A 13,603-nucleotide genomic window follows, 5' to 3' on the forward strand; every position below is an offset into this window, starting at 1 on the left:
GAAACGCCGACCTGCCCGGAGATCGCGTAGTCGGCCTCCGCGATGATCTCCTTCATGTGCTCGTCGCCGCGCGCGGTCCCATGCGTCAGCACAAAGCCATCAGGCAGCAGCGCACGCAGCCGGTCGGCCCGCTCGGGGCTGGTCATGTCCAGGAGGACGATGGTCTCGGGCATGGAAAGGTCCGGCAATTCGATCAGATCGTGAAGCGCGCGCCGGCACGGGCAAGCCCGCCGGAGATGGCAACCGGCGTGCCGTCGGCGCGCCAGCAGGCGGCCCCGGTCAGCGTGCCGTCCGCATTGAAGGCGATGGCGTTCATGCCGCCGGCAACGCGCGGCGAGCGCACGATCCGGTGGCCGCGTGCCGCAAGCTCCTGCGCGACCGCTTCAGGGATCGCCTCCTCGAGCTCGAGCACCCCGCCCTCGGTCCAGACCCGCGGCGCCTCGACCGCCTCCTGCAATGTCATGCGATGGTCGATCAGGTTGACGATCGCCTGCAGCGCCGAGGGGAAGATGCGCAGCGCGCCGGGCAGGCCGAGCGCGAAGGCGAGCCTGCCCTCCTTCAGCGCCATCATCGGCGCCATCGAGGTGAAGACCCGCTTGCCCGGCGCGATCGAGAGCGCGCGGCCGGGATGCGGATCGAAGTTGAACATGTAGTTGTTGGCGATCATCCCCGTGCCGGGGATCTGGACGCAGGCGCCGAACAAGCCGTTGATCGTCTGCGTCGCGCTGACGACGTTGCCCTGCGCATCCGCGACGGTGACATGGGTGGTGTCCGCGGATTCGCCGCCGGAAAGCCCGGCTGTCCAGCTCTTCGCCTGCCCCATCGCGATCAAGGCGCGGCGCTCGTCGGCATAGGCCTTGTCGATCAGCCTCGCGACGGGGACCTTGACGAAGGCCGGATCGGCCGTCGCCACGGCGCGGTCGGCGAAGGCGATCTTCAGCGCCTCGGCCAGCAGATGCACGGCATCGGTCGAGCCGAAGCCGAGCGAGCCGATATCGTAGCCTTCGAGAATGTTGAGCATCTGCGTGATATGCACGCCCGAGGACGAGGGCGGCGGCGGGCCGATGATCTCGTAGCCGCGATAAGAGCCCCGGATCGGCTCGCGCAATTCGATCTTGTAGTTCGCGAGGTCGGCCTGATCGATCAGGCCGCCATTCGCCGCCATATAGTCGGTCAGCGCCCGCCCGAGCTTGCCGCCATACAGCGCCTCCGGCCCCTCCGCCGCGATCAATTTCAGGCTCGCGGCATAGTCGGCCTGGACGAGCCGCATGCCCGGCTGAAGCGGCTTCCCACCTGGCAGCAGCATCGCCGCAAGACCGGGATCGCGGGCGAGATCGCTGGCGTTGTCGGTGATGCAGTTCGACAGATAGGGCGTCACCACGAAGCCGCGCTCCGCCAGCCCGATCGCCGGTTGCAGCACCTCGGCCAGCGGCAGCGTGCCGAAACGGGCGAGCGCCTCGCACCAGCCTTTCAGCGCGCCGGGAACCGCCACCGCCTTGGCGCCAACGACGTTCTCGCGGTCGCGGGTGTCGCGTTGCCTGCCGATCTCGTCGGACAGGCAGTCATACATGTCGGGCGTCGCATGGCCCGGCGCGGTCGAGAGATTGTCGATCACGACATGGCGTCCATCCGCGAGGCGGATGTGACTCAGGCCGCCACCGAGAATGCCGACCATCATCGGTTCGGCGACGGTCAGCGCGAAGAGCGAGGCGACAGCGGCGTCGATCGCATTGCCGCCGCCGAGCAGCATCTGCGCGCCCGCCGCCGAGGCGAGCGGATGATTGGTGACGACCATCCCGCGCGAGCCCGTGGCCGGCTTCTTTTCGCAGGTAAAGGAGGCGATGCGGGGTGGCGGCGCAGGAACGTTCATGGCCGGCACAGAAACGGTTTTGAGGGCCCGCGTCGAGCCTCTTCTTCAGCATGCGCGCCATGTCCCGGCTTCTCGCCGAAAGCGGCGGGCCCTGCGCCGGCAATGCTTGACAAGCCATGGCCCGAAGCCCCACCTAAAACCCGTTCCCAGGGGGGCCTCGCTAGGAGGCTGAGATTCCGCCGGCCGGGCGTCAAACCCGGCAACGCGGTGACCCTCCGAACCTGATCCGGATCATACCGGCGTAGGGATGCGGGACATGCGGCCGTCACAGGCCCTGATTCCAGCTTGCGCCCATGATCCTGTTGCGATCGACGCTCCCGGCTTGCCAGCGAGCGTCCGAACGGAGTGAGCCGCAGTGACGCAAGCCGAGATCATCGAGGCGCTCCTCGCGTTCATCTCGCTTCCCGATGCCACGGAAGCCGAATTCGAGGCGATGGCGCTGAAAGTCTTCACCTATCAGTTCCGCAACAACGAGCCCTACAAGCGCTTTGCCCTGCAGCGCGGCCGCACGCCGCTCTCGGTGAGACGCTGGCGCGACATCCCCGCCGTGCCGATCACCGCCTTCAAGGATCTGACGCTGAGCTGCAGCCCGCCGGAGGCGGCAAGCCATGTCTTCATGACGAGCGGCACGACGCAGGGCGTGCGCGGCCGCAGCTACCACCCGACGCTCGACGTCTGGAAGCGCTCGATGCTGGTGAACTTCCGCGCGCGTTTCATGCGTGGCCGCGAGCGCATCCGCATGGGCATCCTCTTCCCTGACGAGACGAAGCTGCCGAACTCCTCGCTCGCCACCTACCTCTCGCTCGCCCGGCGCGAGTGCGGCACGCCGGACTCGCAAGTCTTCATCAATGCGGACGGGCTCGACCTGGACGGCCTTCTGTCGGCGCTGGAGCAGGCGGAGACGAGCGGTGAGCCCTATTCCCTTCTCGGCGCGAGCTATTCCTTCGTGCCCGTGCTGGACGCGCTCGCCGCGAGCGGCCGGCGCTTCGCCCTGCCGGAGGGCAGCCTGATCCTCGACACCGGCGGCTTCAAGGGCCAGTCACGGGAGCTCGGCCCTGATGAGTTCTATGACGGGCTCGCAGCCGCCTTCGGCGTGCCGCGCTCGGCCTGCATCAACATGTACGGGATGACCGAGCTGAGTTCGCAGCTCTACGATGACGGAAACGAGACCTGCCCCTCGGTCAAATCCGGCCCGCACTGGATCCGCAGCCGCGTCGTCGATCCGCTGACCGGGGCGGACCTGCCGGAAGGCCAGCGGGGCGTCATCGTCCATCACGACCTCGCGCATTTCAACTGCGTTTCCGCGATCCTGACCGAGGACGCCGGCGAGATCGTCCCGGGTGGCTTCAAGCTGTTCGGCCGCGTCGACGGCGAAGCCTCGAAGGGCTGCTCGGTCGCGGTGGCCGAGTTCCTTGCGGCGGCGCGGGGCTGACCGCCGTGATCGAGCACGCAGGCCATCTGCCCGGCCTGGACCGCGAGGCGCTCCGCTGGCGCGAGGTCAGTCACAGTGCCTGGGGCGAAAGCGTCACTATCGCGCTGCCGGAGCTCGACGGAGCACAGGCCGCGGCTCTCTGCGAGCATGTGCGCAGCAATGCACGCGCCCGGCTGAAGCGGATGGACACCGCCCGCATCGTCACCGCGATCGACGCCGCCGTCGCGCGTCTGCTCGACCGCGGGCACCCGCTCCGACGCAAGGCCGAGCATCTCCTGCCGATCGTCACCGGCTATGATCGCGAGACGGTCCGCCTCGGCCTGACCGGCTATCTCAAGACCTTCCGGCGCCCGCAGCTCCTGCGCTTCCTGGCCGAGGATTTCGCCAATCCCGCCGTGCTCGACGGTTTCCAGCCGACGCCCAAGGGCGGCTACCTGCGCGCCCACGGCCCGGAACTGCTGCTGCATGTCTGGGCCGGCAACGTCCCGGCGCTCTCGCTCTGGAGCCTGATCTGCGGATTGCTGGTCAAGGCGGGCAGCGTGGGCAAGCTCGCCTCGGCCGAGCCGTTGACCGCGGGGTGGTTCGCCAGCCTCCTCGCGGAGATCGACCCGGAACTCGGCGAATGCCTCGCCATCGTCTGGTGGAAGGGCGGCGAAGCGGCGGCCGAACCGGTTTTCCTGCGCGAAGCCGACACCGTCATGGCCTATGGCGGCAACGACACGCTCGCGGCCCTGCGCGCCAAGCTGCCGGTCACCACGCGCTTCCTGCCGCATGGCCACAAGATCGGTTTCGGTGTCATCGCCCGCGAAGCGCTCGACAGCCGCAAGGCACCGGCGCTCGCCCGGCTCGCGGCCCATGACGTCGCCCGCTACGAGCAGCAGGGCTGCTACTCGCCGCAGCTGCTCTTCGTCGAGCGCGGCGGACGGGTCGCCCCCGCCGAATTCGCGCGCTACCTCGCGCAGGAGCTCGGCGCCCTCGTCCATCGCCATCCACGCCGCGCCCTGTCGCAAGGCGAAGCCGCGTCGATCGCCGCATGGCGGGGCGCGCAGGAGATGCGCGCGATGGACGGTGGGGCCGAACTCCTCGGCGAGCCCAGCGATTCCTGGAGCGTGATCCATGTCGAGGCGCCCGAAACCCTGAGCCCGACTGGCCTGAACCGCATGCTCAAGCTGGTCTCGGTCGACAGCCTCGATGAGGTCCCCGCCCTCGTCGCGCCCTACCGCAGCTTCCTGCAGACGGCGGGTGTCGCTGTGGCGCCCGAGCGGCTGTTCCTGCTCGCCGAGCGGCTAGGCGCGGTCGGCGTCAGCCGCGTCGCCCCGCTCGGACGCATGACCGCGCCGGAAGCCGGCTGGCATCATGACGGGCGCTTCAGCCTGCTCGATCTCGTCACCCTGACCGAGATCGAGCAGAGCACTGAGGCCGTGGCGGAAGGGTTCGCACCCTATGTCGATTGACCCTGCCATGCCCGGCTTCGTCGCGATCGAGCAGGTCGGATATAGCTATGACGCGTCCGGCCCCGCCATCGTCGATCGCGTCGACTGGGCCATCCCGCGCGGCGAAATTCATTGCCTGCTCGGCCGCAGCGGCTGCGGTAAGACCACGCTGCTCAAGCTCGCCGCCGGCCTGCTCATGCCGACAGAAGGCTCCATCCGCATCGGCGGTGAGCCGCTGCAGGGCCCAAGCCCGCGAGCCGGCTTCGTCTTCCAGGCTCCCACCCTGCTCGATTGGCTGAGCGCCCTCGACAACGTGCTGCTGCCGATCTCGCTGAAGCGCCGCCCGACGGCCGTCGACCGCGACGCGGCGCTCGATCTGCTCGCCCGCGTCGGACTTACGGACTTCGCCGCACGCCGGCCTTCCGAGCTCTCCGGCGGCCAGCAGAGCCGCGTCGCCGTCGCCCGCGCGCTGGTCGGTAACCCGGACCTGCTGCTGCTCGACGAGCCCTTTGCCGCGCTCGACGCCCTGACGCGCGAGGAATTGCAGGACGACCTGCTGCGGCTCTGCGCGCTCAACGGCACGACCGCGCTTTTCGTAACGCACGATATCGGCGAAGCCGTCTATCTCGGCGACAAGGTCGCGGTGATGGCCACCGGCCAGCTCACCCATGCGCGCCGTATCGAGCTGTCCCGCCCGCGCCACCGCGACATGCGCTACACTCCAGGCTTCACCGCGGCCTGTCACGATCTGCGCGACGCCATGGATGGCGGGCCGCAGGCCGCCACGAGCCGGAGGCCGGCGGCATGACGGCGCGCCTGCCCTCACTCCTGCTGCTGCTCGCCCTGCTTGCCGGCTGGGAAGCCTGGTGCCGGCTCGGCGGCCTCTCGGCGCTCGTCCTGCCGCCGCCCTCTGCCGTGCTCGCAACGCTGTGGAGCGAGATCACCACCGGCCGCCTCTGGCCGCATCTTGCCGTCACCGCCGCAGAAATGGCTCTGGGCCTGAGCATCGGCACTGTCGTCGGGCTCGGCGTCGGCATCCTGCTGGCGGAAGTCCCCGCGCTCAGCCGGCTGCTGCGCCCCTATATCCTCGCGAGCCAGCTCGTGCCCAAGCTCGCGCTCGGGCCCCTCTTCATCATCTGGTTCGGATTCGGCATGACGCCGACCGTCGTGATCACGGCGCTGATCTGCTTTTTCCCCCTGATGGAGAACACGCTGACCGGGATCAGCGAGGTCGATCCCGCCCGGCGCGAGCTCTTCCGCATGCTGGGTGCCGGCCGCCTTCAGACGCTGTTGCGCCTCAAACTGCCGGCGGCGCTGCCCGTCATCATGGCGGGCCTGCGTGTCGCCGTCGTGCTGGCGCTGGTCGGCGCCGTCGTCGGCGAATTCATCGGCGGGCGGATCGGCCTCGGCGCCTCGATCATCGCCGCCCAGAGCGTGATGGATTCGAGCCTGATTTTCGCGCTCTTCATCGTCATCACCGCTCTCGGAATGCTGCTCTATGAGGCCGTGCGCCTGCTCGAGCGCCGCGTCCTGCACCGTTTCTCGAAAGGCTAGATCCCATGTCCACGCTGCGCGCCCTTCTCCTGCTCGCCCTGTCCTGGCTGGCCGCCTCGCACGCTACAGCCCAGCCACTCGACAAGGTCACCGTCGCTGGCTGGAGCCAGCCGATCAGCGAGATCACCAATCTGCTGGCCGAGCCGGACAAAGGCTTCTTCAAGGCCAAGGGCATCGCGCTCGACTACGTGCCCGGCAATGGCGGCGGCGCAGCGCTCCAGACCCTGATCGCGGGACAGGCCGATGTCGCCTTCACCGATCCCGCCGCGCTCTATCTCGCGCTCGACAAGGGCGAGAAGCTCGTCGCGATCTACAACATCTATCCGCAGAACGTCTTCAACGTCGTCGCGCTCAAGAGCAGCGGCATCCGCTCGGCAGCCGATCTCAAGGGCAAGCGCATCGGCGTCTACAGCCTCGCCAGCGGCACCTATCAGAACCTGCTCGTGCTGCTGCATCAGGTCGGCCTGAACGAGAAGGACGTCACCATCCAGCCGACCGGCCTGCTCAATTTCGCGCCGCTGATGCAGGGCCAGGTCGACGCCACGGCCGCGACCGATACCGGCCTGCTCGTCGCCCGCGCCCGAGGACTGGGCGACGCCAACGTCATCGAGGTCCGCGACCAGCTCAACCTGCCCAGCGACATCTTCGTCGTGAAGGAAAGCTATTACGAGCAGAACAAGCCGCTGCTGAAGCGCTTCCTCGCCGCCTATCGCGACGCCGCCGCCTGGATGATCGCGAATCCCGCTGAAGCCGCCCGCCTCGCCGTCACCCGGGCCATCAACGGCCGCGACGAGGCTGTCAATCTCGAGATCATCAAGTTGCGCAACCTCTCCAGCGTCTCGCAGACGACGGAACGCGAGGGTCTCGGCCGCTTCGATCTCGACGCACTGCAGAAAGGTGCCGATACCTTCCGCAGCCTCGGCCTGATCGCCCGCCCGCTCGATATGAAGGCCGTCGTGAAGAGCGATCTCATCCCGCAGAAGGACGGCGCGCCGTGAAATTCCGCGACCGGTCCATCCTCGTCACCGGCGCGAGCCGCGGCATCGGCGCAGCGATCGCGAAGGCCTTCGCCGCCGAGGGCGGGATCGTCATCGTCAACTACCGGACGAACGATGGGGCAGCCGAAGCCGTCGCCGCGGAATGCCGCGCGCTCGGCGGCGAAGCGCTGGCCATCGCGGCCGACGTGACCTCGCCCGAGGCGGTCGCCGCCATGGCCGAGCGCATCTCGGAGGAGGTCGGCCGGCTCGACGTCGTCGTCAACAACGCCTTCGCGCCCTATCGCTTCGACCCGGACAATCGCGCCCGCTTCTGGGAGACGCCCTGGGAGGCCTATGGCCAGCAGTTCGAGGGCGCGGTGAAGGCGACCTACACGGTCTGCCGGGCTATGCTGCCGCTGCTCCAGCGCCGCAGCGGCGCCAGCATCGTCAATCTCGCGAGCGATCTGGTGACGCGCCCGAGCATTCCCTATCACGACTACACCACCGGCAAGGCGGCGCTCATCGGCTTCAGCCGCAACCTCGCGGCCGAGCTTGGCCCGCTCGGCATCCGGGTGAACTGCGTCGCACCGGGGCTGGTCTATCCGACACAGGCGAGCGAGGCGACGCCGGAGGAGGTGCGCGAAATGCTGGTCGCGCAGACGCCGCTGCGCCGCATCGCCACGCCGGCCGATATCGCGGGCCCTGTCCTTTTCCTCGCCAGTGACTGGAGCGGTTTCGTCACCGGCCAGACGCTGCATGTCGATGGCGGGCTGGTGATGGCCTGAGCCGCGGGGTGGTTAGCGACTGCTGATGTGACACCAACTCACGGTGTCATCCCGGACAAGCCGCGTCAGCGGTGCCGATCCGGGATGACGGCGTGTTTCCGCCAGGGCTCATCTCCACACTAGGCCGCCACGCTATCCCTACGCCGCTGGCGGCGTCCCATGGGTATGGAAGCTCTCGATCGTCCTGAGCCCCCAGGCCTGCCCCTTCTTCCGCTCGGTCTCGGTCCAGGTCACGGTCTGCCAGTCCGGATCGAGGATCAGCCGCGCCCCGGCATTCGCGATCTCGACGCGGTTGCCGGCCGGCTCATAGACATAGAGGAAGAAGGTCTGCTGCACGGCGTGCTTGTGCGGGCCGGTCTCGATGAAGACGCCGTTCTCAAGGAAGAGATCGGCCGCCTCCAGGATGTGCTCGCGCTGGTCGACCGCATAGGTGACATGGTGGAAGCGGCCCTGCGCCGGCGTGTGGTCGCGGGTATAGGCGATGTCGTAGCTCTTGTTGTTGACGGTGAACCAGCAGCCGCCGACTTCCCCCGAATCCAGCACGATCTGCTCGGTGATGCGGCTGCCGAGCGCCTTCGGCATGAAGTCTCGGATCGCCGCGACGTCCTGCGCCAGCAGGTTGAGATGGTCGAGCCGACGCACCGCGCAGCCACGGCCATGGTTGCGCTGTGCCTGGTTCTTCAGCGCCGGCCGCTCGCCTTCGGGGGCAACGTACTTGTTGGTGTCGAAATAGATCTCGAAGATGTGGTTGTCGGGATCGCGGAAGCGATAGGCGCGGCCGTGACCGAGATCGCCTTCGCTCCAGCCGATACCGGCCCCCAGCGCCTCAATCGCGGCGACGCGGCGCAGCAGCGCCGCCTCGCTCGAGGCGCGATAGCCGATATGGCCGACGCCGGTGGTGTTCGACGCCGTGAGTTTCAGCGTGTGGAACTCGTAATCGTCCCAGGCACGCAGATAGACCGAGTCGCCCTCGCGTCCGCTCTCGGTCAGCCCGAAGATGTTGACGAAGAAGTCGAGGCTCGCCTCGGGCTTGTTGGTGAAGAGCTCGACATGGCCGAGATGGGCGATGTCGAAACAGGGCTCGCTGCTCATCCCCAGACTTCCTTCGCGACTTCGAGGATGCGCGAGAGCTTGGCCCATTGCTCGTCCTCGGCCAGCACATTGCCTTCCTCGGTGGAGGCGAAGCCGCATTGCGGCGACAGGCAGAGCTGTTCGAGCGCGGCGTATTTCGTCGCCTCCTCGATGCGGCGCTTGAGATTGTCCTTGCTCTCGACCGTGCCGAACTTGGAGGTGACGAGGCCGAGCACGACCTGCTTGTCGCCCTTGGGCAGGAAGCGCAGCGGCTCGAAACCTCCGGAGCGGTCGTCGTCCCACTCCATGAAGTAGCCGTCGACATCGATCTGGTTGAAGACCATGTCGGCCACCGGCTCGTAGCCGCCCGAGGCGATGAAGGTCGATTTGAAATTGCCGCGGCAGGTATGGGTGGTGATCTGCATGTCCGCCGGCTTGGCCTTCAGCGCGGCATTGAGCACGTCGCGATAGACGAAGATCAGCTTGTCCGGATCGTCGCCGCGATCCGCCAGCATCTTGCGCTGCTCCGGATCGCAGAAATAGGACAGGCTGGTGTCGTCGAGCTGCAGATAGCGGCAACCGGCGTCATAGAAGGCCTTGATCGCCTTGGCGTAAGCCTTGCCGAGGTCGTCGTAGTAATCCTCCATCCTGAGATAGGCGCTCGGATCGATCGCCTTTCGCCCGCCGCGATAGTGCAGCATCGACGGGCTCGGAATGGTCATCTTAGGCACGCGGCTGGTGACCGAGGCCAGGAACCTGAAATGCTGGAGATGCGGATGATCCGCCGGGAAGTCGAGCTTGCCGGTGACGCGGATGCCGTGGCCCTTGGTCGCGACGCCCTTGAACTGGATCCCCGAGTCGGTCTCGTAGCTCGTGACGCCGGTCAAGCCGTCGAGGAAATCGAAGTGCCAGAAGGCGCGGCGGTACTCGCCGTCGGTCACCGCCTGCAGCCCGATCTCCTCCTGCTTGCGGACGAGTTTCTTGATCTCCTCGTCCTCGATCCGGGTCAGCTCGGCCTGCGCCATCTCGCCGGCGGCGACCTTGGCGCGGGCCTCCTTCACCGGCGCGCTGCGCAGCAGGCTTCCAACCATATCGCCCCGGAATGGCGGCTTCTTTCTCTGTGTCATAATGTTTCCTCCCGGTTCTTGATGGTCATGCTGCGGCGGCGAGGCCGAGATGATGTTCGAGCCGCGCGGGCTCGGCGATGAGCGTAGCACTGCGCTCGGCCAGGACCACGCGGCCGCGTTCGAGCACGATGGCGTCGTCCGTCAGTTCGAGGATCTTGCGCGCATGCTGCTCGATGACGATGGCAGCAAGCCCTTCCTCGCGGAACAGGGCCTTCAGTGCCTTGAGCAATTCCTCGACGATGATCGGCGCAAGCCCCTCGGTCGGCTCGTCGAGCAGCAACAGCTTTGGATTGAGCATCAGCGCCCGGCCGATCGCCAGCATCTGCTGCTCGCCGCCCGAGAGCTGGTTGCCGAGATTGGCCTTCCGCTCGGCCAGCCGCGGGAACATGCGGAAGACGCGCGCGACATCCCACGGCCCCGGCCGGGCGACCGCCGTCAGGTTCTCGAGCACGGTCAGCGACTTGAAGATGTTGCGCTCCTGCGGCACCCAGCCGATGCCGGCATGCGCCCGCTGCTCGGGCGAAGCGGTGGAGAGGTCGCGCCCCGCCAGCACGATCCGCCCACCGCGCCGGCGCGTGACGCCGATGATGCTGTTGACCAGCGTGGTCTTGCCGACGCCGTTGCGGCCGAGCAGCGCGAGCGAATGCCCCTCGGCGAGAGTGAGATCGATGTCGAACAGCACCTGCGCCTCGCCATAGCCGGCGCTCAGCTTCTCGATCTGCAGGAGCTCAGGCGTCGATGCGTCAGACATGGGCGCCCTCGCCGAGATAGGCCGCACGCACGCTCCTGTCGCGCGCCATCTCGTCGGGCGTGCCCTCCGCCAGCACGCGGCCATTGACCAGCACGGTGATGCGCGTGGCAAAGCGGAAAACGAGATCCATGTCGTGCTCGATCAGCAGCACCGAGACGTCGTCGGGCAGTTCGGCGACCGTCTGCATCAATTCGCGCCGCTCGGCCTCCGGCACGCCGGCGGCGGGCTCGTCGAGCAGCAGCACGCTGGGCCTCGCGGCAAAGGAAGCGGCGATCTCGATCTGGCGCTGCTTGCCATAGGGCAGCGTCGCGATCGTCCGGTCCATGATGTCGCCCAGCTTGAAGCGCGCCAGGATCTCGGCGGTCTGCTCTACGAGTTCCGCATCGCGGTCGAGCGCACGGAAGGGATGGCTGCCGCGCCCGAGCCGCTCGGAGGTGACGAGAGCGATCATCTCCAGCGGCGTCATCGTCGCGAAGAGCTGGTTGATCTGGAAGGTGCGGGCGAGGCCACGCTTCACCCGCGCCTCGCGCGGCAGCCTTGTGATGTCCTCGCCCATCAGTTCGATGCGGCCGGAGCTCGGCTTGAGCACGCCTGTGAGCTGGTTGACGAAGGTCGTCTTGCCGGCGCCGTTCGGACCGATCAGCGCGTGGCGGGCGCCCTTTGCCAGCGTGAAGTCGACATGATCCGTCGCGGTGATGCCGCCGAAGCTCTTGACGAGGTCGAAGGTCTGGAGAGCGACGCTCATCATGCCCCTCCCCGTCGAAAGCGAGCGAAACGGCCGGCAACGGCCTTGACCGCGCCATGGATGATCTCGCGCCCGCCGAGCACGAAGAGCACGAGGAAAAGCCCGATCCAGAACATCCAGTATTGCGGGGTGAAGGTCGCGATCGCGTCCTGCAGCAGCTTGAAGGCGATGGCGCCGATGAGCCCGCCATAGAGATAGCCGGCGCCGCCGATGATCAGCACGAGCATCAGATCGGCCGAGCGATGGAAGTCGAGCACGTCGAGCGAGACGAATTGCGTCGTCTGCGCGAGCAGCGCTCCCGCCGCCCCGGCATAGCCCGCGGCAAGCATGTAGGCGGCGGCGAGACGGCGCGCATTCGGTACGCCCGAGGCCGAGGCCCGCAGCGGATTGTCACGGATCGCGCGCAGGGAGAGCCCGAAGGGCGAGTGCACCACACGCCGCGCGATCAGGAACAGAACGAAGAGCACACTGAGCGAATAGAGATAGGCGGTGCGGCCGAAGAGATCGAAGTCGAACAGGCCGAGCACCGGCCCCATCATGATGCCCTGCAAACCATCGGCACCGCCGGTCAGAAAGCCGAAGGAATTCGCCAGCTCGTAGAGGATCAGCGCGACGCCGAGCGTGATCATCAGGCGTGTAAGATCCGTGCCGCGCAGCACGAGCGGGCTGGTGACGAGGCCGAGCAGCCCCGCCGCCGCCATGCCGACGACGAGGCCGCCGAGCGGATCGCCCCCGACATGCTTGGCGAAGAGCCCCGCGGCATAGGCGCCCATGCCGAGAAAGGCGGCGTGCCCCAACGACACGATGCCGGCATAGCCGAGGATCAGGTCAAGCGAGAGCGCGAACAGCGCCAGGATCGCGATCTCGTTGAGCAGCAGCAGGTTGCGTGGAAACAGCAGAAAGGCTGCAAAGGCGATCAGCCAGAAGGCGATCTCGGCCGGATGCCAGCGGCGGCCCGCATAGAGAGCCTGTCTGACGCGGCTTTCGAAGGTTTCCGCCCTCATGCCCGCGCCCTCGCGAACAGTCCGTGCGGCCGGATGATCAGCAGCAGGACCATCAGCGCGTAGATGATGAAGGCGCCGACCTGGGGCACGAGATATTTGCCGACGACATCGGCGACGCCGAGCAGCATCGCGGCGAAAAACGGGCCGGTGATGCTGGAGGTGCCGCCGACGGTGACGACGATCAGAAAGTAGATCATGAACTTCAATGGAAAGGTCGGGTCGAGGCCCATCAGCTCGATGCCGAGCGCGCCGCCCAGCCCGGCTAGTCCGCAGCCCAGCGCGAAAGTCAGCGCGAACAGCCGGTTGACCGGGATGCCGAGCCCACGCGCCACCCGCGCATCGTCGACAGCGGCGCGCAAGCGGCTACCGAAGCGCGTCCGCGTGAAGCCCCATTGCAGCGAGAATGCCAGCAGCCCACAGATCACGATGACGAAGAGCCGGTAGCGGCCGATGCCGATGCCGGCGATCTCGAAGCGGCCCTGCAGCCAGGCCGGCAGATGGATGAACTGCTGGGTCGAGCCCATCAGCCAGTCGGTGCCGGCCACCGCCATGAAGACCAGTCCGATCGAGAACATCACCTGGTCGAGATGGCTCTTGGCGTACATCGGGCGGTAGATCAGCCGCTCCAGCACGATCCCGACCAGCGCCGCCGCCAGGAAGGCGAGCGGCAGGCACGCCAGGAAAGGCATGCCGAGCCGCTGCATCGCCTGAACGGCGACATAGCCGCCGAGCATCGCGAAGGCGCCGTGGGCGAGGTTGACGAAGTTCATCAACCCCATCGTCACGGAGAGCCCGCAGCCGAGGACGAAGAGCACCATCCCATAGGCGACGCCATCGAACAGGATGGTCAGCAT

13 protein-coding genes and 1 riboswitch are annotated in these 13,603 nt (G+C 67.4%); of the genes, 6 read left to right on the forward strand and 7 right to left on the reverse strand.

Annotated features, from left to right (window positions below):
- Positions 1–193 precede the first annotated feature (193 nt).
- Entirely contained in the window at positions 194–1,870 is a 1,677-nt protein-coding gene (locus AC1DNE_RS14280) for a cephalosporin acylase I (protein WP_441469162.1), read from the reverse strand.
- Between the two features lie 138 nt (positions 1,871–2,008).
- Positions 2,009–2,136, forward strand: a riboswitch (TPP riboswitch).
- An 89-nt stretch (positions 2,137–2,225) separates the two neighbouring features.
- Here AC1DNE_RS14280 and AC1DNE_RS14285 point away from each other — a divergent pair.
- Genes AC1DNE_RS14285 through AC1DNE_RS14310 form a run of 6 tightly spaced genes read left to right on the forward strand, consistent with a single transcriptional unit; the run spans position 2,226 to position 8,051 of the window.
- On the forward strand, positions 2,226–3,302 hold the full coding sequence (locus AC1DNE_RS14285) for a LuxE/PaaK family acyltransferase (RefSeq protein WP_441469163.1): 1,077 nt from the start codon (positions 2,226–2,228) through the stop codon (positions 3,300–3,302).
- 5 nt (positions 3,303–3,307) lie between these two features.
- A complete protein-coding gene (locus tag AC1DNE_RS14290; RefSeq protein ID WP_441469164.1) occupies positions 3,308–4,756 on the forward strand; it encodes an acyl-CoA reductase in 1,449 nt (482 codons plus the stop codon).
- Positions 4,746–5,543, forward strand: a complete 798-nt coding sequence (locus AC1DNE_RS14295; protein ID WP_441469165.1) for an ABC transporter ATP-binding protein — start codon at positions 4,746–4,748, stop codon at positions 5,541–5,543. The genes AC1DNE_RS14290 and AC1DNE_RS14295 overlap by 11 nt, the downstream gene beginning before the upstream one ends.
- The gene (locus AC1DNE_RS14300; protein ID WP_441469166.1) at positions 5,540–6,289 is read left to right on the forward strand and encodes an ABC transporter permease; all 750 of its coding nucleotides are present in this window, start codon (positions 5,540–5,542) and stop codon (positions 6,287–6,289) included. Before AC1DNE_RS14295 ends, AC1DNE_RS14300 begins: the two co-directional genes overlap by 4 nt.
- Positions 6,290–6,294: 5 nt before the next feature.
- Positions 6,295–7,287 (forward strand): ABC transporter substrate-binding protein, encoded by a 993-nt coding sequence (locus tag AC1DNE_RS14305; protein ID WP_441469167.1) that lies wholly within the window; start codon positions 6,295–6,297, stop codon positions 7,285–7,287.
- The gene (locus AC1DNE_RS14310) at positions 7,284–8,051 is read left to right on the forward strand and encodes an SDR family oxidoreductase (RefSeq protein WP_441469168.1); all 768 of its coding nucleotides are present in this window, start codon (positions 7,284–7,286) and stop codon (positions 8,049–8,051) included. The genes AC1DNE_RS14305 and AC1DNE_RS14310 overlap by 4 nt, the downstream gene beginning before the upstream one ends.
- Positions 8,052–8,189: 138 nt before the next feature.
- On the opposite strand, the gene AC1DNE_RS14315 is transcribed toward AC1DNE_RS14310, so the two are convergent.
- The 6 genes from AC1DNE_RS14315 to AC1DNE_RS14340 are packed head-to-tail and all read right to left on the reverse strand — an operon-like array spanning position 8,190 to position 13,603.
- On the reverse strand, positions 8,190–9,143 hold the full coding sequence (locus AC1DNE_RS14315; protein ID WP_441469169.1) for a catechol 2,3-dioxygenase: 954 nt from the start codon (positions 9,141–9,143) through the stop codon (positions 8,190–8,192).
- Positions 9,140–10,249 (reverse strand): 5-methyltetrahydropteroyltriglutamate--homocysteine S-methyltransferase, encoded by a 1,110-nt coding sequence (locus AC1DNE_RS14320; protein ID WP_476803688.1) that lies wholly within the window; start codon positions 10,247–10,249, stop codon positions 9,140–9,142. The genes AC1DNE_RS14315 and AC1DNE_RS14320 overlap by 4 nt, the downstream gene beginning before the upstream one ends.
- Before the next feature lie 25 nt (positions 10,250–10,274).
- Positions 10,275–11,000, reverse strand: a complete 726-nt coding sequence (locus AC1DNE_RS14325; RefSeq protein ID WP_476765375.1) for an ABC transporter ATP-binding protein — start codon at positions 10,998–11,000, stop codon at positions 10,275–10,277.
- The gene (locus AC1DNE_RS14330; protein WP_476841108.1) at positions 10,993–11,745 is read right to left on the reverse strand and encodes an ABC transporter ATP-binding protein; all 753 of its coding nucleotides are present in this window, start codon (positions 11,743–11,745) and stop codon (positions 10,993–10,995) included. Before AC1DNE_RS14330 ends, AC1DNE_RS14325 begins: the two co-directional genes overlap by 8 nt.
- On the reverse strand, positions 11,745–12,749 hold the full coding sequence (locus AC1DNE_RS14335) for a branched-chain amino acid ABC transporter permease (protein WP_476765377.1): 1,005 nt from the start codon (positions 12,747–12,749) through the stop codon (positions 11,745–11,747). The genes AC1DNE_RS14330 and AC1DNE_RS14335 overlap by 1 nt, the downstream gene beginning before the upstream one ends.
- Positions 12,746–13,603, reverse strand: a complete 858-nt coding sequence (locus tag AC1DNE_RS14340; protein WP_476765378.1) for a branched-chain amino acid ABC transporter permease — start codon at positions 13,601–13,603, stop codon at positions 12,746–12,748. Before AC1DNE_RS14340 ends, AC1DNE_RS14335 begins: the two co-directional genes overlap by 4 nt.

The organism is Allobosea sp. 05L423 (assembly GCF_056397745.1).